This window comes from Methanolobus sp. ZRKC2, assembly GCF_045291185.1.
GTDB lineage: Archaea > Halobacteriota > Methanosarcinia > Methanosarcinales > Methanosarcinaceae > Methanolobus.
Window position 1 is genome coordinate 319,231 of record NZ_CP146980.1, and the last position, 25,664, is coordinate 344,894.

General features: G+C 40.6%; 28 protein-coding genes. 10 read left to right on the top strand and 18 right to left on the bottom strand.

What is annotated here, in order from left to right:
- Positions 1-18: 18 nt before the first annotated feature.
- From V7O62_RS01425 to V7O62_RS01435, 3 genes are all read right to left on the bottom strand, one after another.
- A complete protein-coding gene (locus V7O62_RS01425; protein ID WP_406657240.1) occupies positions 19-1,257 on the bottom strand; it encodes a serpin family protein in 1,239 nt (412 codons plus the stop codon).
- Positions 1,258-1,416: 159 nt separating this feature from the next.
- Positions 1,417-2,880, bottom strand: a complete 1,464-nt coding sequence (locus V7O62_RS01430; protein ID WP_406657241.1) for a dicarboxylate/amino acid:cation symporter — start codon at positions 2,878-2,880, stop codon at positions 1,417-1,419.
- Positions 2,881-2,965: 85 nt separating this feature from the next.
- On the bottom strand, positions 2,966-3,376 hold the full coding sequence (locus tag V7O62_RS01435) for a DUF5658 family protein (RefSeq protein ID WP_406657242.1): 411 nt from the start codon (positions 3,374-3,376) through the stop codon (positions 2,966-2,968).
- 183 nt (positions 3,377-3,559) lie between these two features.
- On the opposite strand from V7O62_RS01435, the gene V7O62_RS01440 reads away from it, so the two are divergent.
- Positions 3,560-3,988, top strand: coding sequence for a potassium channel family protein (locus tag V7O62_RS01440; RefSeq protein ID WP_406657243.1), 429 nt, complete (start codon positions 3,560-3,562; stop codon positions 3,986-3,988).
- 118 nt (positions 3,989-4,106) lie between these two features.
- The gene (locus V7O62_RS01445) at positions 4,107-4,409 is read left to right on the top strand and encodes a carboxymuconolactone decarboxylase family protein (protein ID WP_406657244.1); all 303 of its coding nucleotides are present in this window, start codon (positions 4,107-4,109) and stop codon (positions 4,407-4,409) included.
- 156 nt (positions 4,410-4,565) lie between these two features.
- Here the strand turns inward: V7O62_RS01445 and mtaA are convergent, their stop codons facing one another.
- From mtaA to V7O62_RS01460, 3 genes are all read right to left on the bottom strand, one after another.
- The gene (mtaA, locus tag V7O62_RS01450; RefSeq protein ID WP_406657245.1) at positions 4,566-5,603 is read right to left on the bottom strand and encodes a methylcobamide:CoM methyltransferase MtaA; all 1,038 of its coding nucleotides are present in this window, start codon (positions 5,601-5,603) and stop codon (positions 4,566-4,568) included.
- A gap of 204 nt (positions 5,604-5,807) precedes the next feature.
- Positions 5,808-6,419: a hydrolase gene (locus tag V7O62_RS01455; protein ID WP_406657246.1), complete on the bottom strand. Its 612-nt coding sequence runs from the start codon at positions 6,417-6,419 to the stop codon at positions 5,808-5,810.
- A gap of 66 nt (positions 6,420-6,485) precedes the next feature.
- Positions 6,486-7,643 carry an MFS transporter gene (locus V7O62_RS01460; RefSeq protein WP_406657247.1) on the bottom strand — a complete coding sequence of 386 codons (1,158 nt, stop codon included), beginning with the start codon at positions 7,641-7,643 and terminating at the stop codon, positions 6,486-6,488.
- A gap of 319 nt (positions 7,644-7,962) precedes the next feature.
- Between V7O62_RS01460 and V7O62_RS01465 the strand changes: the two genes are divergently transcribed.
- Both V7O62_RS01465 and V7O62_RS01470 read left to right on the top strand, forming a co-directional pair.
- Positions 7,963-8,730, top strand: coding sequence for a hypothetical protein (locus tag V7O62_RS01465; RefSeq protein WP_406657248.1), 768 nt, complete (start codon positions 7,963-7,965; stop codon positions 8,728-8,730).
- 57 nt (positions 8,731-8,787) lie between these two features.
- Entirely contained in the window at positions 8,788-9,666 is an 879-nt protein-coding gene (locus tag V7O62_RS01470; protein WP_406657249.1) for a hypothetical protein, read from the top strand.
- 192 nt (positions 9,667-9,858) lie between these two features.
- On the opposite strand, the gene V7O62_RS01475 is transcribed toward V7O62_RS01470, so the two are convergent.
- The 5 genes from V7O62_RS01475 to V7O62_RS01495 all read right to left on the bottom strand — a co-directional run bounded on the left by V7O62_RS01475 (position 9,859) and on the right by V7O62_RS01495 (position 13,720).
- On the bottom strand, positions 9,859-10,794 hold the full coding sequence (locus V7O62_RS01475; RefSeq protein ID WP_406657250.1) for a phosphate/phosphite/phosphonate ABC transporter substrate-binding protein: 936 nt from the start codon (positions 10,792-10,794) through the stop codon (positions 9,859-9,861).
- Between the two features lie 152 nt (positions 10,795-10,946).
- A complete protein-coding gene (locus V7O62_RS01480; protein ID WP_406657251.1) occupies positions 10,947-11,534 on the bottom strand; it encodes a Maf family nucleotide pyrophosphatase in 588 nt (195 codons plus the stop codon).
- 96 nt (positions 11,535-11,630) lie between these two features.
- The gene (locus V7O62_RS01485; protein WP_406657252.1) at positions 11,631-12,701 is read right to left on the bottom strand and encodes a hypothetical protein; all 1,071 of its coding nucleotides are present in this window, start codon (positions 12,699-12,701) and stop codon (positions 11,631-11,633) included.
- 226 nt (positions 12,702-12,927) lie between these two features.
- Complete coding sequence (locus tag V7O62_RS01490; protein WP_406657253.1) at positions 12,928-13,245, bottom strand: B12-binding domain-containing protein; 318 nt, start codon at positions 13,243-13,245, stop codon at positions 12,928-12,930.
- 283 nt (positions 13,246-13,528) lie between these two features.
- Positions 13,529-13,720, bottom strand: coding sequence for a hypothetical protein (locus V7O62_RS01495; RefSeq protein ID WP_406657254.1), 192 nt, complete (start codon positions 13,718-13,720; stop codon positions 13,529-13,531).
- Between the two features lie 218 nt (positions 13,721-13,938).
- Here V7O62_RS01495 and V7O62_RS01500 point away from each other — a divergent pair, with 218 nt between their 5' ends.
- From V7O62_RS01500 to V7O62_RS01510, 3 genes are all read left to right on the top strand, one after another.
- Entirely contained in the window at positions 13,939-16,422 is a 2,484-nt protein-coding gene (locus tag V7O62_RS01500) for a DUF3656 domain-containing protein (RefSeq protein ID WP_406657255.1), read from the top strand.
- A gap of 193 nt (positions 16,423-16,615) precedes the next feature.
- Positions 16,616-17,482 carry a hypothetical protein gene (locus tag V7O62_RS01505; protein ID WP_406657256.1) on the top strand — a complete coding sequence of 289 codons (867 nt, stop codon included), beginning with the start codon at positions 16,616-16,618 and terminating at the stop codon, positions 17,480-17,482.
- Between the two features lie 120 nt (positions 17,483-17,602).
- On the top strand, positions 17,603-17,980 hold the full coding sequence (locus V7O62_RS01510) for a hypothetical protein (protein ID WP_406657257.1): 378 nt from the start codon (positions 17,603-17,605) through the stop codon (positions 17,978-17,980).
- Here V7O62_RS01510 and V7O62_RS01515 read toward each other — a convergent pair.
- Positions 17,951-18,796: a winged helix-turn-helix domain-containing protein gene (locus V7O62_RS01515; protein ID WP_406657258.1), complete on the bottom strand. Its 846-nt coding sequence runs from the start codon at positions 18,794-18,796 to the stop codon at positions 17,951-17,953. The genes V7O62_RS01510 and V7O62_RS01515 overlap by 30 nt on opposite strands.
- Positions 18,797-18,918: 122 nt before the next feature.
- Between V7O62_RS01515 and V7O62_RS01520 the strand changes: the two genes are divergently transcribed.
- On the top strand, positions 18,919-19,764 hold the full coding sequence (locus V7O62_RS01520; protein WP_406657259.1) for a DUF1638 domain-containing protein: 846 nt from the start codon (positions 18,919-18,921) through the stop codon (positions 19,762-19,764).
- 277 nt (positions 19,765-20,041) lie between these two features.
- Here V7O62_RS01520 and V7O62_RS01525 read toward each other — a convergent pair whose 3' ends face one another.
- Positions 20,042-20,200: a hypothetical protein gene (locus V7O62_RS01525; RefSeq protein ID WP_406657260.1), complete on the bottom strand. Its 159-nt coding sequence runs from the start codon at positions 20,198-20,200 to the stop codon at positions 20,042-20,044.
- A gap of 129 nt (positions 20,201-20,329) precedes the next feature.
- Between V7O62_RS01525 and V7O62_RS01530 the strand changes: the two genes are divergently transcribed.
- Both V7O62_RS01530 and pncB read left to right on the top strand, forming a co-directional pair.
- Positions 20,330-20,692 carry a hypothetical protein gene (locus V7O62_RS01530; protein ID WP_406657261.1) on the top strand — a complete coding sequence of 121 codons (363 nt, stop codon included), beginning with the start codon at positions 20,330-20,332 and terminating at the stop codon, positions 20,690-20,692.
- A 157-nt stretch (positions 20,693-20,849) separates the two neighbouring features.
- Positions 20,850-22,061 (top strand): nicotinate phosphoribosyltransferase, encoded by a 1,212-nt coding sequence (gene pncB / locus V7O62_RS01535; RefSeq protein ID WP_406657262.1) that lies wholly within the window; start codon positions 20,850-20,852, stop codon positions 22,059-22,061.
- A gap of 301 nt (positions 22,062-22,362) precedes the next feature.
- Here the strand turns inward: pncB and V7O62_RS01540 are convergent, their stop codons facing one another.
- From V7O62_RS01540 to cobZ, 5 genes are all read right to left on the bottom strand, one after another.
- Positions 22,363-22,995, bottom strand: coding sequence for a GNAT family N-acetyltransferase (locus tag V7O62_RS01540; RefSeq protein ID WP_406657263.1), 633 nt, complete (start codon positions 22,993-22,995; stop codon positions 22,363-22,365).
- Between the two features lie 210 nt (positions 22,996-23,205).
- On the bottom strand, positions 23,206-23,394 hold the full coding sequence (locus V7O62_RS01545; protein WP_406657264.1) for a hypothetical protein: 189 nt from the start codon (positions 23,392-23,394) through the stop codon (positions 23,206-23,208).
- A 212-nt stretch (positions 23,395-23,606) separates the two neighbouring features.
- Complete coding sequence (locus V7O62_RS01550) at positions 23,607-24,245, bottom strand: NTP transferase domain-containing protein (RefSeq protein WP_406657265.1); 639 nt, start codon at positions 24,243-24,245, stop codon at positions 23,607-23,609.
- Positions 24,233-25,060: an adenosylcobinamide-GDP ribazoletransferase gene (gene cobS / locus V7O62_RS01555; protein ID WP_406657266.1), complete on the bottom strand. Its 828-nt coding sequence runs from the start codon at positions 25,058-25,060 to the stop codon at positions 24,233-24,235. The genes V7O62_RS01550 and cobS overlap by 13 nt, the downstream gene beginning before the upstream one ends.
- Complete coding sequence (gene cobZ / locus V7O62_RS01560; RefSeq protein WP_406657267.1) at positions 25,057-25,653, bottom strand: alpha-ribazole phosphatase CobZ; 597 nt, start codon at positions 25,651-25,653, stop codon at positions 25,057-25,059. Before cobZ ends, cobS begins: the two co-directional genes overlap by 4 nt.
- Positions 25,654-25,664 lie beyond the last annotated feature (11 nt).

The window sequence follows — 25,664 nt, forward strand, 5'->3', positions numbered from 1 at the left end:
TATCCTGTGTGATATTTTCTAATATTCGGGAGACTCAACTTTACCCATAAAAAGTATGCAGTTTGTTCTCTTGTCTTCGATAACGAAGATAAAAGGATGATCTGCTCTGAACTCCCATGTGTATGCCATTGCCTCATCTTCAATCACTGCGCCTGTTGCTGCAGCTGCTTCAGTTCCTTTTTCATGTACGTCTACAAAAGCTTGGTGATAGATCTCAGATATAGCCAGGCTTTCGGATGATGCTATTCCGGAAAAATTAGCAGTTGCTTGATCAAAAGCATCAACAACTCCCATTTTCAGTAGCGGAGATTTTAGTTCAGCTTTCGTCTCAAATGAAAATTTTGGAATATAGACATTCACATAACCCTCAGGACTCATATTCTGCTTTAGTGTTCCATAATATTCAGGTGTAAAAGCATTTTCAAATCCTGAAATGTCGTTTTCCTTTGGAAGAACTACATACATACACAGTTCATTGCCTTTGTAAGGTAATTCCAGTATCTTCGCTTTTTGGTCTTCTCCGTAATTGTACTTATCCACGTTGTACATTGTTCCCACACGTTTCTCATCACCGTTTGAAAAAGTAAATGATCTTGTTCTGGTCTCGTCTGGGTCAAATTGTTTTATCCATTTTCCATTGAAATAAATCGTATTTGTTATTACCAAACGTGTCTCAGAGCCAATTTCACCCTCAGGTATGAGTTCTTTTATTTTCTCGTTTGTCTTTTCTTCAACCCATTCATTGATTACATTTCGAGATACCTGGGGCTTATTAATAAAATCAAGTGACGAAACAGTTCCTCCATAATAGTCTCTTACATTGGACACATATTGTTCATTCACCGGGTATTCTTCAAGTATCCATAATGCATTTGTGGTTTCCAGGTCACATGCATCATTGCCGCTATTGATTGTATCCATCAGGGCTTTTGAACTTCCTTCAAGCACAGGCTTTTTTAGAGGAAAGTAAAACACGTCAGACATCTGTTCTTTTGTGGAGCCTTCGGCACCATCATAACAAATAGCCATTGAAGTGAATATACTATATGGTGAAAAGAAGAGATTTTCATCCTGGTTCTTGATAGTGGAATACATATCAAAAGCGAAAGCATTGTTGGCAATTGCAATATTATATTCATCAACTGACTCTGCATTTATTGCAGAGTTTGCATCTAATGCTGCATTTTCTATGCAGCCTGTACAAAGCAGAACAAATGTAGCAAACAGAGCTAATAAAAATATCTTGCCTTCGGTCATGAAAACTTCTATTGAGATAAAACTATTTATACATTATTAAAAAATAATAATTACAGCAAAACTTATTCCTGCATGCATTGAATACATTCCATCAGTATTATTCTTCTGATAGATCACAAACATCTGATCGTGTGGATTTTTTCAGTGAATGTTTCCTCTTTAGAGATTCTCAGTGGACACATGCCCTGATCCATCATGATTCACAATGACATCTTCCCCGAGAGCCATTCTTTGTATCTCATGCTTTTCAACTTCGGCGGTTTCCTCGACAACTGTCCTGCTACTTCCTACCCATTTGTCCATTATCACACAGGTAACAACATCCCCGGTGACATTGACGGCCGTACGGCTCATATCAAGTATTCGGTCTACACCGATAATAAGGGCGATACCGGCGGTCGGCACACCGACTGTGCCCAGTATCATGGCGAGTATAACTATTCCTACTCCCGGGGTAGAAGGTGTTCCTATGGATGCCCCAACGACAGTAATCATTAGCAGCAACATTGCACCAAACCCGAGTTCAACCCCGAAGACCTGCGCAAGGAAAACTGCGGCGATACTCTGGTAGAGGGCTGTACCGTTCATGTTAATGGTTGCTCCCAGAGGTATTACAAACTGGGAGATAGAAGGCCTGACATTGAGTTTTTCCTCGGCTGTTTTTATTGAAAGGGGCATTACGGCAGCGGAACTCGAGGTCGAGAAGGCAAGTAACAATACATCCCGGATAGACTGCATGAACCCAAGAGGGCTTCTTCTTGCCACAACAAGAATAATCATTATATAAAAGGCAAGCAGAGTCAAAAGACCAAGCAGTACTGTGCCTACATAAACCAGCATTCCAAGAAGGGCATCCATACCAAGGTTTATCGTGAACTTACATATCAACCCAAAAACAGCTACTGGAGCAAGCAGCATGCTCCAGCGAACAACTGTCATGCTCACTTCCTGCAGTGAGCCCATAAGTTCCAGCAGGGGCTTTGACTGGGATGGTGCCATGGAAATAAGGGCTACACCTATTATAATAGAGAATATCACAACCTGAAGCATCTGCCCTGTTGCAAGAGCTCCCAGTGGATTAGTAGGTAAAATGGTTGTGATCATTCCGGGGAGGTCCGCAATTTCAGGAGTGCTGAAAGTCTCTTCCGGTATCGGGGCAGCTTCATCTCCCATAGTCTGCTGGACCATATCACTGCTGATAAAAGTGCCCGGATTAATCATCATCGCCAATCCCAGGCCTATTAATATGGCAACTGCTGTGGTTGCAAGGAAATATCCTACAGTTCGCAGACCTACCTTCTTGAGCTGCTCCATGTCTTCGCCTGCGGCTATGCCCCGGATAATAGAGGCAAACACCAGAGGTACGACAATCATCTGCAGTAAGGCAAGGAAAATATAGCCGGGAAGAGCCAGCCACTCGCCGATTACATAGGATACATCCTGACTCACAATTCCGGTGGAAGGTCCGAGTACCAGTCCGACGACAATTCCGAGTAACATCCCGATAAGAATCTTAAGCCAGAGCCTGCCCTTAACAAGTGAATGTAAATGATAATTCAGATACTTCAACGAGCGGGGATGTATCAGGGAAAGGGGATCACGTAGGTGGTATCTGCCGGACATGTTTCAGAATGTTCTCTTATTCTTAAAGGCGCTTTTGGTACAAAATAAGCCAGTTCAAAAATTTATATTAATTTTTTAAAATAGATCAGATTCCATGTATCAGTACGTACAAGGGGCTCCATAATCCACTTATTACTAGCAGGTTGTTTATAACAACCAGTATTCCCATAATAGAAATTGAATGCCTGGTAATATTCCATGTAGAAAGATATCCCTGATTTTTAAGAAAGAGATAATCGGCAAAACAAATGAAAATGAAGAATATCTTCAATAACACAATAATATAATAGCCATGTTCCTCAAGTAGACGTGAAATAATGAAATTTGCCTCGTAGCCTCTTCCTGTCTCAATAGCAAAGATCGTTGTCAATATGTCTCCTATGACATAGAATATCAGAATATATCTGGTATCATGAAAGAACTCTTTCATTTTGATGCCTTTTAATGACGAGTACAAACTACGATAACCAGTATCTGACTCTGGAAATGGCCCCAAGGATACTTCCCCTCCAATTTACCTTATGAAATATTAGGTTCTTGACCACATAAAAAATTGAGAAACTCTATTCAGAAAATATAATCTGATGTTCCTGAAATTATTTGTTGAATCCGAATAAAAGAAGTATAGCGATTAGTACTTGCAGATGAAGATAATAACTATGTATGGGGAGAAAAATTAATGATTCCGTTCATTCTGACATTTTTAGTATTTGTAGGCTCACTTATCAAAATGCTTAAGCAACCTGAGTTCAGGAGCTTTTTTGTACTTGTGTTAGTAACCCTTGCTTTAGGAACCACTGTCTATCATACCGTAGAGGGATGGAGATGGCTTGATTCCCTATACTTTTCCGTTATTGCCCTGACAACAATAGGTTTTGGAGATTTCGCCCCAGTCACTGATCTGGGTAAAATCTTCACCATCATGTATGTATTCCTCGGTCTTGGGATATTATTGGGCTTTGTCAATGCAAGTGGTGAATATTTCAGAAAACAACAAAAAGAAAGATCGGACAGAAGGCGCCACAAGAATGGGAAACAATCAAATGGCGACCAGGTAAACGAAGAAGAAAATCTGGTTGAAAGCATTGAAACTAAAACCTTGAAGTGAGTAGAGGATGATGCCCTGATTAAGATCGTATTTTACTATTTGAATTATCGATTCCCGGCTCTCTAAAATATATAAGTTTTTATTTCTGAAATATCATTGATAAGGCGGAGAACTAACTATGCAGCACCTGATTGATAAATTACCTGAGACCATTGAAGCTTTTTCACAGATGCGTTCAACCATCTTCAAGGACAATGCACTTGATGTAAGAACCAAGGAACTTATTGCAGTTGCATCTGCCGTGCTTATGAGATGTGAGAAATGTGTGGAGATTCATTCTGAGAGAGCACTGTCCAACGGAGCTACAAAGGATGAGATAGCTGAAGCAATCTCAGTTGCCATGTTCATTGCCGGAGGTTCCCAGCTTCACTGGACTGACGTATACAATAAAATATTAGAGGATTCTGAAGACAATCTCTGATGCGGTTATCTGGCAGGCATATATGATATTCATTTTAATGTCCTGTATTGCAACTGCAAGACCCAGCTCTTAAAGACTGTATATGTAGCTTTCAAGGTTTGCTGCAATTAACAAACTTGATTTACCCGGTTTCCCACTCCCCCGGATTAACATGCTTTACAGCAGCCCTTTCTCTATGTAGTACTCATCCCTGGCAGCTACAAATGCTTTCAGGTTATCAGTGGGTGTCCGGGGTGCGATACCACAGCCGGGAGCCAGTATGCCTACACCATCCTCTATGCATTGTTTTGCTTCTTTTTTGATATTTTCCTGGGATTTTGTGAGCAGTGTTGATGCAGGTGATACATTACCTATAAGGCAGGCCCTGTCGCCTATAACCTCACTGGCATACCTTGCATCTACCTTTTCTTCCAGGCTGAGCCCCTGGAAGCCCGAATCAGCCATTTGGTCAATTACATCAGTAGAGTCACCACAGATATGCAACAGCTTCAGTCCTTTCATTTTATCTGTTAACGAGCGATAAACCGGGACCATCATAGGCTCGAAAAGAGGAGGTGGAAGAAGGTCAGGTCCTGCTTCGGAATCGATGACAATAACAGCATCCACTCCATGTTCAAAAAGTGCATTTGCATATTCAGTACATACAGCTTCACCGATGGCCAGCAGTTCCTGGAAGATATCTGTCGCCGTGATGCTCCACATGAGATAGTTCTTTGCGCCTGCTACATAGAATGCGGTTGCTGCAGGCCCGATCATTCCTGCAACTACCGGAACATCATCGCCGATTCTCTCTTTTACAATATCTGTTGCATCAAGTATGGTTTCTATTCTTCTGCTTTCAAGCAGGTCTTCAGGAATGCTTATTTTTTTGACATCCTCTTTTTTCTTGCAGGGAAAATCAGTCTCATATGGCTGGACGTCAAGCGATCCCTCAGCTATTGAGCAACCAAGGGTCTCTGCTAAAACTGTTGTGCAAAAAGGATAGCGTACGGCCTCAAGGCCTGCGATCTCATGACTTGCAATTGCCAGTGTTGCCATTTTCTCAGCATCATAATTAGCCTGTGGCCAGAATGCTCCACAGGCTTCCATGAGCTCTACTGTTCCTGTCTGGGTGACAGAACATACAGGTACTTTGTCCACTTTTTTTCCTTTTATGGAGCGTACGAAACGCTCTTTGAGTGTAAAGTTATCCATAATGTATCCTCCTTAGTGATACAGAGTATAACGCATTAATAGAACATTGTTGCCGAATTTAAGTAAGCATCTATTATTGTGTTTGTATGCCTTACTTTAAGCTTGCGAATGAAGTATCTAAAGAGAATTCAGACTAAATACTAATTCTGATTTCCTGAAATAATGCTAAAATAAATGAAGAAAGTAAAAACTTTGGATTGCCAGTCAGGTGCTTTTAGGCAGGTGTTCCTGCATTATATCTGTAAATGTTTTTACATAATCCCCTTTGTAGAGTTTTGCCAGCTCAGACATTACTGCTTCCCAGGTGACCGGAACCGCCCCTGCCTGAATCATTCTCTGCATTCCACGCTCATGGGCATCCACGCTTGTTCCGCCTGAAGCATCCGAAACTGCATATACCTCATATCCTTCTTTCAAAAGATCCAGGGCCGGGAATACCAGGCATACTTCTGTCCAGAGAGCGCCCATTATCAACTTTTTTCGGCCAGTAGCCTTAACGGCTTCACGGAATGCTTCATCGTCCCAGGCATCTACTGTCGAACGATCTATAGATTTAACGTCAGGCAATACATCTCGAAGCTCCTTGATAGTATCTTTCTGGTAACCGGCTTCGATTCCTACTGTTGAAAGCACAATCGGGAGCTTGAATAATTTCGCTGCCTTTGCCAAGGCTACAACATTGTTAATAAGGCTTTCACGGCTTTGTGACTTTACACCGTCAACCAAATTTGGCTGATAGTCAATAAGAATAAGTGCTGCATTCTCAGGTGTCAGGAAGTGATCACCATCATTTTTTCCTTTTGATGAGCTTGTCATTTTCCCCCTCCAATCTATGGAGTCATACATAGCCACATAAATAAATTGCGTATCTGTTTTCTGTTTTTATTTCTTGAAAATATAGGCAATTGCCAGTAAAAAAGACACTCCGGCAGTAACTCCGAAAGTACCGGCCAGACCTATATTTTGTACCAGTGGCTGCGTTAAGATTGGCGTAAAGAACTGTCCAAAGAAAGTGAATGAAGTTAAGCCTCCTATAGCTCTGCCACGTGAGGCTTGAGGGACAATTTTAGCTAGCCAGACATTTAGGTTGGGTGGAAAAACTCCGAAACCTAATCCGCCAATTAATAGTCCCACTATTAACAGGCTATATGTGGGTGCAAGCGCAACAACCAGATGGTTGATACCTAGGGCTAGAAAAACAAGGCCAAATATTATCTGAAACGACAGTCTGGCCTTAAGTTTCCTGTAAGATAGTGCACTTATTACTGAGGCTAATGATTGAAGTGCTAGTGCCATTCCTACCTGGGTGCCACTGGCACTAAACTGCAATACCAGGTAAAATGGCAGTTGTACTGGAAAAATAAATAAGATCAGCATGCCGATAAAAGTAGTTGCGTAAATCAGCGAGATAGTTTTCAGCGGAAATGGAGTTTTCCTGTGAGCCATGTCTTGCTGCCTGGATTGTTTTTTTATTACTGGCTCGTCTATAGTAAACAGCACTCCAAGCAAGATTACAAATGCAAAAAGATGTACTAAAAAAGGAAATCTCCATCCTATATCAGCTAAATAACCTGCAACCAACAGGAATACCATTCCACCAAGAGCTATGGAGGCTCCCTGGTAGCCCATAAACTGATTAAGTCTGTCCCCGGTAAAATAATCGGTAATCAATGTTATAAAGCCGCTCATTATGCCTGCAACAGCCAGGCCAAGAAGTGCCCTGCTAACCAGAATGCCTGTAAGTGAGTCCAGTACAAAACCTGATGTTCCTGCCAGGCCATACAACGTCAATGATAGAATTAACACAGGTTTTCTTCCCCAGTGATCCAGGAGCAGGCCAGCAAAGGGTGCGGACAGGGAAACGATCAATGCAGGTATAGTCAATGCGAGCCTGGAAAGGAATTCAGCATTCGGAAGATCCTGGAATTCGGCAGACATTCCGGGCAATGATGGAGCTATTATAGTGGCGGCAAGAATTGTCAAAGTGCTACCAAGTAAAATAGTTAAGTTACGAATTTCGATTCTGTTGATGCTTCTCATGTACCAGTTTAAATATATCCCGATTTAAACTTAAGTAGATTCTTGGTGCCAGGACAAAATACGTGAATTAGGTGTTTGATTATTTGTATTATTAAAAAGTACATCAGTATAAGCATCTTTTAATTCATTATTTATCATTTTGAACTGCTGCTATTCATTTTTTCTTATTTTTCAATATTTAACCATTTTATGAGAAAATCAACGAATCATAGAAAAAATAAATCAATATACAAATAAATTTTTAAACTTTAAATCAATTAAAAAGTGAGGTAAAATTATGAATAAGTTATATGAAAAAATGATCATATTCTCATTATTGATGGCATTAGTCCTAATATCCGGTTGTGCTGAATCAACAATCGATCCGGCTAATCCTGAAAATGTTTTTCTTGAAGCTGCACCTGTAACCCTGAAAGAATTTCAGGAACAGGATGTCTCTATTCTTGTAATTAATAATGACACCCAGGCTCTTGACTCAGTTCAAATCACCAGTTTTTCACCATTATCCGTCATAGGAGCTGATTTGGTGAATCTGGCAGGTAAATCCGATGCTACTGAACCAATGCAATCACGTCTTAATGCAAAAGTATCTGCTCCTGCTTTTGACACTGATATGAGTGATTCTGCTTTGATAGTCTCGTATCTTTCAGGGAAGGATAATGAAGGAAAGCAAACAACTGCGACTAAATCCATTATTGTTCCGGTGACAATATTGCCTGATGCAAAACTGCAGTTCCTTGGGTTTGTAACAGATATGGACTCCCTGCGCACACCGGCTGCCGAAAGCTGGGTGCTGCGCAAAGGAGAGAATGCCACCATTAAGTTCTCAGTTAGAAATGATGGTCAGAGCACGATTCCTGAAGGTTTGCTGACAGTGCTTGTCGATGTAGACAATAAGCTCATAGCCGACCAGGCATCAATCCAGGTAAATCAGTCAATGGCGAAAAAAGGTACTTCCTACACGAAAGGTTTACAGATTCCTGTAAATGAGGATGCACCAAACGGTGAAACTGATGTGCTTGTTAAACTGATGTACGGTGAAGAAATTATCGATGAGCAGACACTTGTATTGAAAGTAAAATTGTAGGTCGGGAGCATGAAGCCCGCAATTTTTCTTTTTTTCCTTGTGATTTGTGTTTTTTGCATGACTAGTGGTTGTATCAATGAGAATCTAAGAGAAGAAGGTCCACAACCTTCCATAAGCAATGTTGATGTAATGTCAGTACCTGTCGATGAAGGCTTTGAACTGAAGGTAACGGTTTATGTTCAAAACCTGAAGGATAGTGATACGGATTCTCTTTCTTTGAAAGTGAAAACAAAGAATCCTTCTACAAATCTGATAACTGCAGAGCATGTGGAAAATATAGGATATTTGAAGTCCCAGACGCATTCATATAAAAGTATGACGTTTGCAGTTCCTGAAAGCGGAGCGCAGGTGATCGAGACTGAACTATTTGAAAATGAGATTATAAAGGATAGTCACTCGACTCAAGTGGATCTTGTTGAAGAAATAACAACACCAGTTCCTAATGTTCTTTTGACCGATCTCGTAATCGAAACAAAAAAGGCAACAAATTATGGAAAGGATATAATTGTTGATATTTCACCTGGAATACTAAACCAGGGAGAAGAAGTTGACAAAATGATTCTTGTTATTACAGCAATTTCGGGCCCATATACGAGATACACTGGCAGTACGATTCTATCAAATGTGGAATCTGGCCAGCGAACAAGGGGAAGCTTGCAGATGACAGTGCCTGCAGATGAAGAATACCAGTTCAAAATAGAGGTTGAGGCAAATGGTAATGTGCTGACAAGTGCTCAATCAGGTGCTTTAATCAAACTGCATGACCTGAAAATTGACACTCCTGAAACATATGCTCTCATTGAATCGGGAACTCCTATTGAAGAACCGACTGAGGACTCAGAAGAAGAGCAGCCTGCTCCCGGGTTTGGTTTTGTAGTGACTCTTGTTTCCACCATCCTGGCTTTGGGATTTTTCAAAAGAAAGAATAAAAACTGACTGTTCTTTCTTTTCTTTTTATTTTTGATATTAATTCTTGGTATTCTGAAGTTCTGAGTAATTCCAACCTTTAAATAATCAATTTTCAGATTGTTACAAAAGAGTGCAGAGGTAGGGGATCATGAAGAGGCAGAAAGGTACCTTTCCACCTCAACATCTTCGTATTTATAGCATTGTAGAATATGAATCAGTTTAAATGTATCCCAGAGCTATGGCCATCTCACGAATGAATTCATAATCACTATTATTAACCTCCATGTAAGTTGCATGACCGTCACGTACATCCATGAAATTCTCAAAAGTCTCAGGTGATTTTGTCTTCATATCAAGGAAAGCATTTTTGATTTTCTCTTTGAGTAAAGGATCCATGTCTGCTCTTACAACGATGGGATTAGGTGGAATGGGGTCTGATTTCCAGATTATCGTAATATCTGTCTCCGAATTGTTATCATTTGCAAAATAGCGCTCATAGACTGTGGAGGCTACCGCACCTGAATCAACTATGTTCCCGGAAACCACAGATTTTATAGTTATGTCATGCCCGCTCGAAAATATAGATGATTTGAAGTCAGTATCAGGATTAATATCCTTTGATAACAGATAGCCACGTGGAATCAGGTTGCCGGATGTAGACGCCGGATCTACGAAAGAGAAGGTTAGGTTGTGTGAATTTTCTGCCAGTTCGTCAATGCTACTGATACCTGTATTTTTGTTGACAATGATATAACTGTTATACGTGTCAAGGTTACCTTCTGCATTGGCTCCTGCGATTATCATCTCAGAACCGGCTCTTTCGGCCGCGATAACTGAAGAGAACGGTCCAAAGAAAGCAATGTCAAGTTCCCCTGCTTCCATTGCGTCTATTATGACATAATAATCACTGCTTTTTATGGTTTTGACTTCCATACCCAGTTCGGAACTCAAATAATTTTCTACACCGCTGAACTGTTGTGATACCTCAACAGGCTCGTCCCACAATATCAGTCCTACCTTCAGTTCATTTTGAATTTCTACTGTAGGAACTTCAGTATCATTTTTTTCTTCACATCCGGATGCCAGAAGCAAAACAGTTATTAGAGCAAGAACTGGAAAGTAGTATTTTGTTTTTGTACCCAACAGAAATCCCATTTTTCATCATCCTGATCCTGCATGTTTGTAATGGCAGGTGGCTGTATATTAATAGTTAGTATTGTATAAAAATATTAGCTCCTCTAATTCTCCCATATCCAACCTCAAATTTTACGTTGCAGCCCAAATTAAAAAAATCACAGTAGTAACTTTTATTCAAGGTGTTGTACGTCTACATCCAGTTCTTTCAGCATTTTTTCCAGTCTGGACAAAGGGAGGCCAACTACATTGGAGATATTGCCTTCTATCCGCTTTACAAAGCAGGCACCTTTTCCCTGGATTGCAAAAGCACCAGCTTTTCCAAAGGGCTCACCTGAATTTACGTAGGATTCGATCTCTTTTTCCGGTAGATCATTTATCCACACATCAGTGTTTTCATATTGGCTCTGTTCCCGGTTTTTGCCTGTATCCAGCACGGTCACACCCGTAATTGCCCTTATACGTTGTCCGCTTATCTTGCGTAGCATTTCTTTTGCAATAATTGAGTTTGCAGGTTTTCCCATTATCTCACCTCTGCAAACAACGACGGTATCAGCGGCGACAATAATAGCATTTTTGAAATGAAGAGCCACATCCCTGGCTTTTCCAATCGAGTGATGAGTGACAAGTTCTTCAGGACTCATGCATCTGTCCGTTTCTTCTGCATAAGAACTGGTGAAGACCTGGAAATTATCCCCGATAAGTTGTTCCAGTAATTCTTTTCTTCTTGGGGAAGCTGAAGCAAGAATTATCCTGGTCATATGTTCTTATCCGGGATGCCTGTTTGAGCGGTCATTTTGGGTGAGATCCGATAATATTTTCATCGAAATTATGCGTCGACAGGCCAAAAGGGACGTTCAGGAGGAAGCTGCCGTATCCTCCATTGTGTACTCTTCCTGCCTATCGAACATTGGTATTTCCAGATCAGGACACCACATCTGGAGAAATGTAAGCATATGGTATTTTAGGAACAATGTCGCAGGCATACCAACAAATGCTATTATCAGTACTAAAAGGATTATCTGGATGAGGATTACAGGTGCAAGTATTATCCAGACTACCATATCCGATCCTGGCAGGAGGGCTGAGAGCACAAGATAGAGTGCCCCGTCAATGATCAGGAGCAGTATAAGAGCTATGGCAGCTACGATAAGAGTCACAATGCCTACAACAATTCCCACTGCGATAATCAGAACGATGCGTCCCAGCCAGTAGATAACTATCTGTTGCCAGTCCTGCCTGAATTTTTTCAGTACCATTGAAAAAGCCTTGAAGATACTGGAGCCAGTGTACAGGCTTACAGGTATGGACAGATTAACAAAGGACCCTATGATTCCGCCGATTATTCCGATTACAATGATAATGAAAAGAAAGAGCATGAAATAGATAATTCCGGCTGCAAAGGTACTCCCAAAGTCAGCGTCTCCCTGGCTTATCAGGAAGTAAAAGAGAGGCAGAGACATAATGCCAACAATGATCAGGAAAATAATGGCAATCAATAAGCGGAAAATGAACAAGCCGAATCCTTTTCCAAGGAAGCTGCGGGAGTATTCCCAGAACCTTACGTCATTGCTGACAAGAGACTTTACCAGAACAAACTCCATTACGCTGGAAATATATGAAAAGACAAGCGCAAGAATGATTAAAAGCAGTATGATTCCGATTATGTATGCTACTATGTTGGATGCAATGTTTTCAAAAATACCCTGAAAAATATCGCCAGAGCCTGCCGTTATGTCCTCAAAGGTAGATGCATCTGACTCATCAAAAGAATAATTTCCGCCTCCGGTATTGAAACTTGCTCCTCCACCTATAAGCAAGACGATGATAGTAAGTTTTACCCATTTCCAAAAATCGAAAGGCTCAAGCAGACATTTCTTTGTCCGCTCAAAAGCACTGTCAACTGCATCTATGACATACCAGCTCATGTACAAAAATAGTAAGTGTTAACATAAATAATTAGTGATTTCAGATAACAGTTCATAGCAATTAAATCCCGGAAGATATACTTCTGTCATCGGATGCATTCTTTAATTTGCGCTTGAAGAAAAAAAGATAAACTATCTTACGAAGCGGCTTATCCCCGCATAATAGAAAAATGTGGGAACATGTCCCGATTAAGTACTTCATTCGGGACTAAAGGAATTGGAAGCTTCAGGCATTTAATGCTATATTCCCAAAGAAGCAAAATCCTCTGTCCCTTTTGCTAAGTTTTGGCTTGAGGACATTCATGCCGGCATCCATTATTTTGGAAGCGGCAAATATCTGCACAATAGAGGCTTTCCCTTCTTCAAAACGATCCCCGATTTCTCTCATTCCCTCAACAAATCCCTTCTCTATAAAGTCAACTGGGTCCATACCTGCTTCAAGTGCTTCTTTTGCAGCGCATTCAGCTTCTTTATCATCAAGGTTGATGATGGAGTGTTTAGCCATTGCAATGATGTCCTGACCAGTTAATTTTGAATTTGCCATTTACACACATCCCTTATTATTTATCAAATGATATATTTTTAGAGTCATATATAAACATTTCGCATATCATCTATCAACTTAATTTGTGTACAATTCAAATGAACAACACACTCAAAAGACTCTATCATTTGTATATTTCAAGTTTAGTTGTTTATTTTCTTTGCAGAATTATCTATAATAGCTAACCGTATATAAATCACACGCATTAACTAATGTTTATTACTGATAGTGCTAATATTGCTGTATGTAAAGATATTTTTGAAGGAACAAACATGCATTTTTTTCAGGAAGATGAATGATGAGTATATACATATCCTCCCAGCCAGTAGCCTGCAAGGCCGAAAACCAGCGTTCCAGGAACAAATGTGATTGTATCAGATCCTGAATATATGAAATACAGATTTATCAGAGCCAGATATGACAGTGAAAAGAATAAAAAGCATAGGATCTGGAATTTATTTTTTGTAATTTTCATGTCACTCTCCCATTGTCCGATCTTCGATGTGCATTCATCAGATAATTAATGTGAATGCCGGGATTACTTATAGTTGTTGTATGAAATAGAATTGTCCTGTTAATGGGAAAGATAGTTACAAACATATTCAGGAAACTGAGCAATGGCTTTAAACACCAATAAGGCAACTACTGCGATTAAAGCAAGAGCAGAATACTGCATCTTTTGAGAGTAAGAAAATGCATATTGAAAATAATCATGATACCTGCAATCCACCGGAAATACTCGCACCGGCAGGAGATTCGGAAGCTTTACTGGGTGCACTGAAAGGGGAAGTGGATGCTGTCTATCTCGGTGTTGCAGATTTCAATGCAAGACAGGGAGCAAAGAATTTCAGTCTTGAAGAGCTTGAGAAGGCCATAGACCTTGCACACTCACGAGGAGTAAAGGTTTTTCTGGCACTGAATATTCCTGTTAAGCAGAAAGAATTGCAGGATGCACTCAATATAGTTGACAGGGCCTATTCTTACGGTATCGATGCTCTCATACTGGAAGATATCGGTCTGATGAATCTGCTAAGTAGCACATACTCGGAACTTCCCATGCATGCGAGCACACAGATGACAGTCCACAATAAAGATGGTGTTGATCTCGTGGAAAAGTCCGGAGCTTCAAGGGTTATACTTTCCAGAGAGCTAAACTCCGGGCAGGTAAAAGATATTGTGGAGAAAAGCAATATTGATATCGAGCTTTTTGTCCATGGTGCTCTTTGTTATTCGTATTCGGGCAGATGTCTTTTCAGCAGTTTCCTGGGCAACCGCAGTGCAAACAGAGGAGCCTGTACCCAGCCTTGCCGCAGACAGTACAAGATAATGATTGATGGGGAAGAGGTCAGCAGGAGGCTTATCGGTGAATATCCAATCAGCTGTGCAGAACTATGTACTCTCCCGGAACTTGACCATATAGTTAAAGCCGGTGTAAAGAGCCTGAAGATAGAAGGAAGGATGAAAAGGCCGGAATACGTCACAGCAAGTTCTACAATTTACAAAAAAGCAGTCGAGAAAATATGCAGCACAGGTGCCAATCTCAGTGCAGAGGAAATTGATGAATATGAAACGGAGCTTGCTAAACTCTTTTACAGAGGTTTTACAAAAGGTTTTGTTTCAGGTGAGAGTGATGTCACACATCAGAAATACAGTTCAAGCTATGGTCTGTTCCTTGGCAGGGCTAAAGAGATATCGCGCTCGAAGCATCATTCAGACGTGCGAGTCAAATTACAGCAGGATATCAGCAGCAAGGACGGAATCTCCGTACTTACCCGAATGAGGATGCTGGGCAGCAGAGTTGATGCAATCCTTCTTAATGGAGAGAAAGTGGAAAAGGCTACAAAAGGCGATGAGGTTATATTGCAGATAAGTCCCAAGACCGGAAAAGCCGTAAGGCCACAGGATGAAATATTTCTCTCAACGGATAACCTGCTAATTGATTCCCTCAAGAAAAAAGAATTAAAGAAACTTCCTGTAGATATTGTGGTCACAGCCCGTAAAGAAGAACTTTTCGGGATCAACATTAATGAAAGCAGGGTCAGTGCAAGCTTTACTGACGAATATGTTGTACAGGAGGCTAAAAGTTCTCCCACCACCCAAGAGAAAATATCCGAAGCTGTCGAAAAACTAGGAGATACTCCATACTATGCAGATTCCGTAAGGATTGAGGCTGATGAGAATATATTCATACCTGTCGGAGTCATAACAAATGCCAGGCGTGAAGCTATCTCATTGCTTGAGGAAAAAGTGCTGGAACTCTATAAACGGGACCTTAAAAAGCCCCAAATAGAAAAACATGATACGGCTAATTTTGAGAAGGTAACTGCAAGAAAAAATAATCTGCTTTTAAGTGTTGAGGTTGACAGCATCGAATCACTTTTCGTTGCAGCAAAAGCCGGTGCAGATATCATTTATTTGCCAATTGAAGATTTTGACCGGCTGATGGAACCTGAGAACAAGGAGAGAATGCTCCAATTGAAGGAGAAAGAAATAGAAATTGTACTTTTAACTCCTCAGGTGACATTTGACAATGAACTTGAAACTGTTAAACAGCAAATGAAAAATGCCCGTAATGCAGGATTCATGGTTGCGTGTTCAAATCTGGGAACAGTCAGGGCTGCTTCTGTTATAAACATGGATTTTGTTGCCCAAAGAGAGTTAAACATTTTCAATGCATTAACCGCGGCGTTTTATCACAATTCGGGAGCATCTCGCATCACACTCTCAAGCGAATTGAACCTGGATGAGATAAAAGATGTCTCCAACGAGTTGCTTTGCAGCCCTGAGGATTGTCAGATTGAGCTTCTTGTTCACGGCATGGAGTTATTGCTCATCACAGAGAACGATCTTCTCAAACCATTAGCTGACAGGGGAATTCTGAAAAAAAGCAGCAGTGTAAATCTAATCAGCCGCAGGGGAGATAGTTTCCCTTTAAGGCGCTTGGGTACACGTACTCTCATATATAATTCAAAAGTATTCAACATGCTTGAACATGTGGAGCTCCTGCAGGAAAGTGGTGTTGACATATTGCGTCTTGATTTTTCCCTGAACAATAAAAATTATATCAGGGATACTATCAGGGCCTATAGGAGTGTAATCGCTGGCAAGAGGCCAAAAGTATCTAAAAGGAAAACTGAAGTTTATACAGAAGGCCATTATTTTGAAGGTGTTTTATAAGGTGCTGTGTACAAATTCAGTACATGTATTCCTATTTTTATGAACATGAATCTCTTATGCATGTACATCAATCTTTAGTTTGAGAGAGGAACAATATGCTGGATAGACTGAATTTTCAGTTTATCCGGCTTGCTATAATGCAGGTTTAAGGATTTCATCATAGAAAGACCAAGTAAAGCGTGGCGACTTCAGTATGAGTGAACAGCTCTATTATCAGAATCAACTCCAGGCACTGGAAGATATCAAGAATACCTATTTCAGACAGCTTGATGAGGTAGAAAAGAAAAGGGCTGAAATCGCTATTGGAAAAGAGGAAATCAAAAAAGAGGAATCCCTGCTGATCGAAGAATATGAGAGGATTCGTGAGGCAAAAAAGCTGATTTCCATTGAGTACGAAGAACTTGTTATCAAAAACGATGAACTTAAGCTGGCTAAAAAGGAGTATGAGAAAAAGAGGGAGGACTTTTCTAAAAAGGAAAAGGACCTTTGTTCCAGGGTTGAAAGGTATGATCTGGATATTGCTTCTCTTGAAAAACGCAAATGTGACAGTTACAGGGTTCAGCGTTTGCAGTACGAAGAAGAACTTAGCACCCGTAAAAGAGAAAAACGTCTCAGAAGGACTAAAGAAAAGCTTGATGAAAAAGCTGACGAGATTGCTACCCTGAAAGCAGAACTTGTATCAGAGGGGATGGAGGTTGAGGTTGAGGGTGAAAGGATTGAGCGCAAACGCAAGTATGTGGAACATCAGAATAAGGCTCTTAATGCCCGGGAAAAAGATATTGAGTCCCGAAAAGATGAATTAAAGGAACTTGAACAGAAGACCGAGGATGAAATCGGTAAACATGCTACTATCCACAGGCAACACCTCGAAATCAAAAAACTTGATGCAAGGGTCGAACAGCAGGCCGACCACATCAGAGGTCTTGAGGATGAGCTTATGGAAACATCCTCAAAGCTTGAAGCTGCTCTCTCCAAACTTGAAGAGATGTCCCCATGTTCAAAGATATTTGAACACAACATTGAACTGCAGCAGATTCGGGTAAATTCTTCTGTTTTATAGTTGCTGTAAATGCTTTGATTCAGGCCAGGATATTTTTATTTTTAATAAAATGCTGCTCACCGGATAGTTTCATCTGGCTTGAAGTCAATCTACCTGCTACCAGCTATTTGAGATAAACCGGTGATAAAATTGGTACGTGAACTTTCAGCAAAAGATATTCAAATTCTGAAAAAGCTTGCACCCGAATGTGCAGATCTTGAATGCTCCGGGTCCAGGGCACCATACAGGTCTATACTTCCGCCCCTGTCTAATCACTATGCAGCAGATGCTGAAGATTTCACAAGGCGTATTTCTGTCCTTGATGACGATGAGCTTATTTACCTCATATCATTGATCAAAAGTGGAGAAGAAAGTCTTGGATGCGTACAACCTCATTACATGGAAGTCTTTCTTAACCTGATTGAAAAGAGACTTGGCACAAAAGATGCCCAAGAGGTCATGGGAATCTATATGGCAGGGCAGGAATGCTCAACTGATGACCTGATCAGTTTCAAGTGATAAGTTTCCTGATGGTTTTTTTTCTGTCATATCATACATTTCTGCAATACCCTGTAGTATGTTAAAGCCCTTATTTGTAAGCAGGTAGTCGCCGCGCTCTGTTCTTTGAAGGATCATGTTAGTATCAAGTAGTTTCTGAAGATGGAACAACAGGTTTCCACCTCTAAGTCCTGTTATTCTGGAAAGTTCGGAGAAACTTTTGGTTTCAGTGCTCAGTGTCTTAAGTATCAGGAGCCGTTGCTTGTTTGCGAGGGGTTCGCATATGCTGCTGACCACTTCTTCGGGAAGGTCTACAATACTTCTGATTTTTTCATTCTCTGGCTTGTGGTTCACAGAACTACTCATAGTGCGGATGAGCTCCAGTTGTTTTCTAAACATCTTAGAAGCATTGTCTTTGCAGGAATCACAGTTTTCTGTTGAAGCAAGCTCCATCAACTCACTGAAACGTTTTTGGTATTCCAGAAGTTTCCCTTCATCCATATCCTTATCCAGCAGAAGCAGTGACATCTCCTGTAAAATATCCTCGAATGCAGATACGCATATCTGTTTTTGGTCACAGTTATCGGGCATGTTGCTGTTCAGAATGTCTCTGGTATCCTGCATCATGTAATTGATTATTGGTCTTGAGAGTTCGTTTTTCATCGTCGAAAACATCATATTCATCTGCTGATGGCCCGAATGCTCAAGTATCCTTGATACTGCCCTGTTGAGGGAAGAAAGTTCGTCTTTAATTTCGGCGAGTTCATCAAAGTACGAATCATTTTCATTGGACCTGCCCATATCTATCCTGTGCGGATTTGTATGTTTGTGTTTCATTTGTGGCCACCATATCTATTGAATCTTGTACAGGACTATAACATTAAACTATATTAATATGCACTGCATTCTACATTACATTCATATCTACAGATAACAGAATGGAAAACCGGAGAAACAGAATGCCCGTACTAAGTCTTATAGGGTGCAAGATCCTTGAAGATGAGATTACCCATGTGATTTCAAAATACATTGAAAATACCCGTCTTGTACTTATTGATGACAGGGAATCCCTGGATCTTGCAAGAAAACTCAAGACCCAGGATGTGCCTTTTTCTGTAACTCCTATTGACAGGATAAACGATTACATTTGTTTTTCAGGCCCCGGAACTGTTAAAAAGAGAGTTATGTCTCTCATTGGAAAAGAATGCACGGATGACATTGTTGTGGTCATAAAGATAATGCCTCTCGGGCTCCATGTGGACAGCGGCTCACTTAAGTCGGTGGTCAGCAGGCAGGTAGCCCTGATGTCAGAGTTTTCTGATAGCATCCTGCTTTTCTACGGGCTTTGTGGGAATGCTTTGAAAGACGTTGGTAAAGACACATGCAAAAGTTCAGTTCCCCTTTACACCCTCAGAGACAAAGAGGGTGAACGCGTTGATGACTGTATCAGTACGGCACTTGGTGGAAATCGGAAATATGAAGAAGAACTTAAGAAATGGAATGACACCGCAACCCTTTATTTCACCCCTCTCTGGGCAGCTAACTGGAAGGATATGAAAGATATTTCTCCAAGTGCAGAAAAGATGTCTGAATACCAGTATTCTTTCAAGATCGGAAGAGTAATTAAACTGGACACCGGCCTGAAATTTGAAAAGGATTTCGAAGAAAATATGTCGGAACTGGCAAAAAAGTTCAATGTGGAAACCATAGATGTCAAAGGTAATACTGATATTGTGGAAAACTGCTATCTTGAGGCCAAAAAGAAGCTGCTTCTTAAACCAAATGAAGAATACGCTAAGACATGATACATCTCTTAGCTCTTGTGATAATCGAATCTGTTTTGTCAGCAATTATGACTGTTTTGCAGATCTGCGTTTAATTCTGTAATGATTTGCTTGACTTCTGCAATATATGATTCAAGTTCTTTCATTCCTTCAATTCTGCTATAATTTGTTTCAGAATTCATATCAAATCTGCAGGTTTCTGATATTTTGCTGAGTAAGATAATCACCCCACCAACTCGGTATTTCCGAAGCTGACATCGAAAACAATCCGATGTCTTTTTTTCTTCTTTTTTCTCATTTATATCCCTCTTTCTTCTTTGATTGCTTCTATTCCTTTCCTTAGTGCACCACGCCCGGCATCACTCATATTTGTGAAAATACCCTGGTCTACTAGCAATTGGAGATCACACCTGTCAACTGGTGAAAGACGAAAACTTGTAGGATTTCTATTTGTCACTTTTACCGCCATCCCTTGGTAGTATCATTGTACTACTTTCTATGTTCAAACAACTATAAATACGTTGTGTGAAAATGTACTACTATTGTCTTAACAAACTATATAAAAGAAGATTACCAATTAACTACTGTGGTAGTAAAAAGAAATAAGGAAAAGACATCAATTGCTCTTAGTTCCTATCTGCTGGGACGGGCAAAAAAGCTGGTAGAAGCCAATGAGTTCGGGTCAGTTTCCGATGTCATGTCTACTGCTTTTTCACAGTTTCTCCTGAAATATGACCTGGAGCATCAAGAAACATCGGTTTCAGGCGATATCCGGGAAGCATTTGCGACATATGGCACTACAGAAGAATGTGATTTTGTCCAGGAAATCATCGCCGACTACCTCAAGAGCCAGGAAGGCAAGGCTCTCATAAAATCGATTATCAGGGAATCCCTCTCACCATCTTCCGGGAAGGATGCACCTGTAATGGAAGAGGACATAATTGAATAATTTTTTTAAATTTTTATGATTGCCTCTGTTATTGCAGTGATTCTGTAAAGGCAGGAAAACAGCAACATTATATACCCTATTGTAATTACATAATGGGACGCATATTTAGGCGCAATGTAACCTTTCAGCGTTTCCTGAATAACAAAGGAGGGATTATATGATTCGTTCAATTCTTGACAATGACCTTTATAAGTTTACGATGCAGATGGCTGTTCTGGAACTCTTTCCTGATGCAGGTGCAGAATATCGTTTTACTAATCGTGGAACACAGCGTTTTAACGAAGGCTTTGTCAGGGAACTGAGAAGGATCATAGATGAGGATATGCCAGAGCTTGCTCTCACTGATGATGAGTACAAATGGCTGAAAGCATCCTGTCCGTACTTTAAACCCATGTACATTGAATATCTCAGGAACTACCGTTTTGATCCCTCTGAAGTGACTGTAAACCTCACAGATAATGGTGACCTTGATCTTCGGATAAAAGGTCCCTGGCATAGCAGTATACTCTGGGAAATCGTATTGATGGCAACGATTTCGGAACTTTATTTTGAAACCGTTGAATCCGGATGGAAAAGAAGGGAAGAAAATACTGATGCTTCAGTCCTCAGTTCTCTCAAAGAAGAATATGCTTCCTTTACGAAAAGTATGGGTCATGAACTGGAAGCAAATAACTGTATTTTCTCAGATTTCGGTACCAGAAGGCGGCGGAGTTTTGAACTGCATGACGCGGTTATTGGCTCGCTGGCTGGCCTTAATCGTTTCTCCGGTACAAGCAATGTATTCCTTGCTAAAAAATATGGCCTTCGGGCCATCGGAACAATTGGCCATGAATGGATAATGGGTAACTCGGCATTAGTAGGACTACGGAATGCAAACCGTTTCGCTCTTGAGAACTGGACTGATCTCTACAAAGGTGATCTGGGTATAGCACTATCAGATACATTCGGTTCCAGGGCTTTCTTTTCCAATTTCAGCCTCGGGTTATCAAAACTATATGATGGCGTAAGACATGATAGTGGTGATCCTTTCGCTTTTGCTGACAGGGTTATAGAACACTATTCTAAAGCAGGCATTGATCCCATGAAAAAGCTTGTTGTCTTCAGTGATTCACTCCATGCAAGGGATGCTATCAGAATAAAAAATTATTGTGATGGGCGCATTAACTGCAGTTTCGGGATTGGGACCAGTCTTACAAATAATCCTGATTTTTTCAGTACAAGTCCGCCTTTGAACATGGTCATCAAATTGCACGCAGTAAATGATATTCCGGTTGTTAAGCTCAGTGATGACGAGGGCAAAGAAACCGGTGACAGGGATGCTATCAGGGTAGCAAACTACATTTTCGGACGAAAAGGGCTTGATGAGTAAAAAATATTTGAAGCCATAATTTTTGACTTATACCTACTATAGAAAGAACAGGATACAGGAAAGTGAAGGGCACCCTGGATTCCGGTGCCCGATGATGTCCACCACCCAACATCAAATCTACCTGTATATTAACCATATTAAATTTTATAGATATAAACTAGGCGTTGTACAATTTTTTTTCGCGTTAAAATTTTCAATACAAGCATAATTTCAAACAAACTTTTCTATATTACTTTATTTGTCCACTTATCATAAATATTGATAAGAGTGCTATAGATAAATGAAAATAAGAATGGGTCAATTATTTATCCAACCATTCTCTCGATGGTTTGGATATGGCGGCGGCTACTTCGGTATCCTTACTGATATCCAGCGCCATCTCAAAACATCTGTCTCCCGGAGAACAAATGTCCCTTACTTCACCAATAGTCTTAAACCCTACTTTCCTGTACAGTTTAATTGCAGACTCGTTATTCACTTCAACATAAAGTATTACGGTATCAATGCCGTTTAACTCCATTTCGCGAATACCCTTTTGCAACAGCTTCTCCCCGATTCCCTGTCTTCTGCATTTGTTATCAACAGCAAAAGAATAAACAGTGCATAGCTTCTTCATTCCGCCTGAGGAAAACAGGGGCTTTGAGAAAAAAAAACAATAGCCTTTTACACCCTCTTCATCCCGGTACACATAGCTTATATTGTTGAAGTACTGGGCATACTTTAAGAATCTTTCTTCGTAGATTTCAGTGAAATTCTCATTGTAGATTCTCAGAACTTCATCCCTGACTGTTTCATTGAAGATAATAACATTTTCATCCTTGATTTTTTCCCAATTCCTGATAAAAAGCATTCCAATCATTATTTCAAATACTTTTAAGGGCTTTTTTTGGACCAGTGTTATTTTTTCGACAATATGCTCAGGAATTATCTTCATGGTTATACTTCAAGGACTATGCTAATAATAAAATATCATTTTAAACGTTTCTAAATAAGAATAATACAACTCATGAATGTAAAACCTTTGTGGCAATTTCATTCTTAAGAAAAATACTGAGGAAATTAATCAATTGCAGTAGTGTTTATCCACACATTAGCTGAAATTGTGTTTTAACACAGTCTCTGAATCGTATGAAAAAGTAAGAATTTATTCTCCTTCGAATATCACATTCTGGATATTCTCAAGTAAAATGTCGGAGAACATAAGTTTCTCAATTGTCCGCGCAACATATTTCCTGTGCTGGTGTTTCTGTATATCCTCATTCATACGAAGATCTGAGTCTATCTGTATCCTGATAAGTGAAAAACGAAAAGCATCCTCATCAACAATCTTCATTCTGTAAAAAGTTTCAACATAGAATGGCAGTTTCTGGGGATTATCCAGTACTTCACACAGGAGAAGCGCTTCTTCCGGTATAACTTCGGTAGGATGAAGATTGGTTCTGCCGGTGACCAGTGCGAGGGTTTCGAATGAATAGCTCCTTTTATTAATAGTAATATGATGATTGATATGACCACCCCCGGATGAGTTTTTTCCATTTAGCCTGTCTATACATTGTTTTGGGTCAGCAATGCTTCATTTTTTTCGACCAGCATTTCCTTACACTTCTGCAGATCATCAACAGTATTTACATTCAATGCCAGTTCTATGTCTTCCAGTATCAGGCTGACATATGCCTGCTCTTTTTCGACATCCTTGCCATCAAGAACATTGATACCCGCAGGAACAATAAGTTTCCCGTTCCAGTTAAAGACTGTATCTGGTCTTATTCCAAGTCCTTTACATACGTAAATAGGGGAGAAAACAGACATTGCAGGTGTTTCGCACTTTTCGTATTCCTCGATTACATGCTTAATAAGTTTAGGATTTAACAGGGGAATGTCTGACATCAGGACAAGTACAGGTTCGGTTATTCCCGCAGTTTTTACGGCATAGACCATATCAGCTACATAGTTGCCACCCATAGTATCGATTACCTTGACCTTGTCATTGTAGCGATTTTTCACTACACTGCCTGTAGTTGGTGTTGCGGGTGAGACCGCAACATAGATTTTTCCAATATCCTCTGTATTCTCAAGTGCATCAATAACGTATGAGATTAGTGGTTTACCAAGAAGTTCGACTATCGGCTTTTCACCCATTCCAAGCCTGCTTCCAAAACCCCCTGCCATAATTATAGCGTCCAAAAAAGACCTCCGGTATTGTACTTTAAGACAAGATAAATAGCGATCAATGCAATAATCCTGCCGATTTCATTGGATGAACCGATTACATCACCGTTCACACCACCGAAATGCCTGTTGCTGACATTAAGCAGGACAAACGTTGCAACAATAGCCGCGAAGAATGCAATAATTCCTGCGAGTGCAAGATCGATGTACCAGAAAGCAAGTGTGCAGGAAACAATGCCCATGACAAAACCAAGGAAATACTTTGGAAGGGTCGTACTTTTCACCAGAATAGATCCCAGTCCTTCATGTATGGATTTTCCGAATGCAGCAATGGTTAGCATCGACTGCATTGCACTTACTTCGGCAACGAACATTGATATAAAGATTATAACTGCCATGTCTGTAACAGAACCGCCGAATATTAATGCTTCAGCCTGCAATGACACAAGTGCAGCGTAAAATGCTATTAGTGTAAGTGCGGCGAATGCAACTCCTCCAATCCCGAGTGACATGTCCTTCAATGCTTTTAGTTTCTTTTCACGGGAACCATGTGCTGTCAGCCCGTCACCCAAATCCGCAATGCCGTCCAGATGGTTCAGGCCTGTAAGATAATAAACAAAGATAACAATAAATATGGCACTGAGCTGCGGGGAAAGGAACAATGCTAAAACATATGCTACTGCGCCCATGATCAGGCCAAGCACGATCCCTACAAGTATATGCAGATATGTTCTTTTGAAGAACTCATCAAGTCCTTCCATGGTAATCCCGACCGGGATTGTCGAGAGGAAACCAAAACTTGAGCGTACTGCCAGTAAAAAGTTATTCATCCTGCAATCACACCGTCCGGATCACTACCTGATCCCTTCTTTTTTTCCTTTTTGGCAGAACTTGCAGCTTCTGCCATACCTCTTGTATACATGTTTGCAGAAACTCCTCCGATAAGACCGCCGATAACGTCATCCATAAAAGGTCCCAGGGTCGCAAGAATGCCGGGCTTTTGCTTATCGAACCTGACAAACTCAAACATTCCTTTATCACCGCTGATATACTTGGAAATGCTCATTCCCAGCACTTCATCAGCTATAATAAAAGTCAGGTCTTTTTCATAGGAACTCTTGCTTATTTCTGGCAGAGTACCTTCTTTCCCCTCCCTTTCGAGGAGTATTCCGGCATATATTAGCAGGCAGAGGTTTGGGTCGGAGAGGGCAATGTCAAGTTCTTCCAGGAACCGTTTTTCAGCAAGTTCTCTTGTTTCGATGCCGGGATGGGGTGTGTATAAAGCCATCGCGGAATCAACGAGCATGTCCACGGTAATGCCTTCATCCTCAAGTATGTCAAGGATGCTGCGGGTAACTTCTCCTTCAAGTCCTTCTGACTGGCCCTTTTTAAGGTCTTCAGATTCAATATCAGATAATTTCATTGGCATCACTC

Bases quoted from the DNA above. Each gene is read 5' to 3' on its own strand.
- V7O62_RS01425 (WP_406657240.1), bottom strand. From the start codon at position 1,257: ATGACCGAAGGCAAGATATTTTTATTAGCTCTGTTTGCTACATTTGTT.
- V7O62_RS01430 (WP_406657241.1), bottom strand. From the start codon at position 2,880: ATGTCCGGCAGATACCACCTACGTGATCCCCTTTCCCTGATACATCCC.
- V7O62_RS01440 (WP_406657243.1), top strand. From the start codon at position 3,560: ATGATTCCGTTCATTCTGACATTTTTAGTATTTGTAGGCTCACTTATC.
- V7O62_RS01445 (WP_406657244.1), top strand. From the start codon at position 4,107: ATGCAGCACCTGATTGATAAATTACCTGAGACCATTGAAGCTTTTTCA.
- mtaA (WP_406657245.1), bottom strand. From the start codon at position 5,603: ATGGATAACTTTACACTCAAAGAGCGTTTCGTACGCTCCATAAAAGGA.
- V7O62_RS01455 (WP_406657246.1), bottom strand. From the start codon at position 6,419: ATGACAAGCTCATCAAAAGGAAAAAATGATGGTGATCACTTCCTGACA.
- V7O62_RS01460 (WP_406657247.1), bottom strand. From the start codon at position 7,643: ATGAGAAGCATCAACAGAATCGAAATTCGTAACTTAACTATTTTACTT.
- V7O62_RS01465 (WP_406657248.1), top strand. From the start codon at position 7,963: ATGGCATTAGTCCTAATATCCGGTTGTGCTGAATCAACAATCGATCCG.
- V7O62_RS01470 (WP_406657249.1), top strand. From the start codon at position 8,788: ATGACTAGTGGTTGTATCAATGAGAATCTAAGAGAAGAAGGTCCACAA.
- V7O62_RS01475 (WP_406657250.1), bottom strand. From the start codon at position 10,794: ATGGGATTTCTGTTGGGTACAAAAACAAAATACTACTTTCCAGTTCTT.
- V7O62_RS01480 (WP_406657251.1), bottom strand. From the start codon at position 11,534: ATGACCAGGATAATTCTTGCTTCAGCTTCCCCAAGAAGAAAAGAATTA.
- V7O62_RS01485 (WP_406657252.1), bottom strand. From the start codon at position 12,701: ATGAGCTGGTATGTCATAGATGCAGTTGACAGTGCTTTTGAGCGGACA.
- V7O62_RS01490 (WP_406657253.1), bottom strand. From the start codon at position 13,245: ATGGCAAATTCAAAATTAACTGGTCAGGACATCATTGCAATGGCTAAA.
- V7O62_RS01495 (WP_406657254.1), bottom strand. From the start codon at position 13,720: ATGAAAATTACAAAAAATAAATTCCAGATCCTATGCTTTTTATTCTTT.
- V7O62_RS01500 (WP_406657255.1), top strand. From the start codon at position 13,939: ATGCATATTGAAAATAATCATGATACCTGCAATCCACCGGAAATACTC.
- V7O62_RS01505 (WP_406657256.1), top strand. From the start codon at position 16,616: ATGAGTGAACAGCTCTATTATCAGAATCAACTCCAGGCACTGGAAGAT.
- V7O62_RS01515 (WP_406657258.1), bottom strand. From the start codon at position 18,796: ATGAAACACAAACATACAAATCCGCACAGGATAGATATGGGCAGGTCC.
- V7O62_RS01520 (WP_406657259.1), top strand. From the start codon at position 18,919: ATGCCCGTACTAAGTCTTATAGGGTGCAAGATCCTTGAAGATGAGATT.
- pncB (WP_406657262.1), top strand. From the start codon at position 20,850: ATGATTCGTTCAATTCTTGACAATGACCTTTATAAGTTTACGATGCAG.
- V7O62_RS01540 (WP_406657263.1), bottom strand. From the start codon at position 22,995: ATGAAGATAATTCCTGAGCATATTGTCGAAAAAATAACACTGGTCCAA.
- V7O62_RS01545 (WP_406657264.1), bottom strand. From the start codon at position 23,394: ATGAAGATTGTTGATGAGGATGCTTTTCGTTTTTCACTTATCAGGATA.
- cobS (WP_406657266.1), bottom strand. From the start codon at position 25,060: ATGAATAACTTTTTACTGGCAGTACGCTCAAGTTTTGGTTTCCTCTCG.
- cobZ (WP_406657267.1), bottom strand. From the start codon at position 25,653: ATGAAATTATCTGATATTGAATCTGAAGACCTTAAAAAGGGCCAGTCA.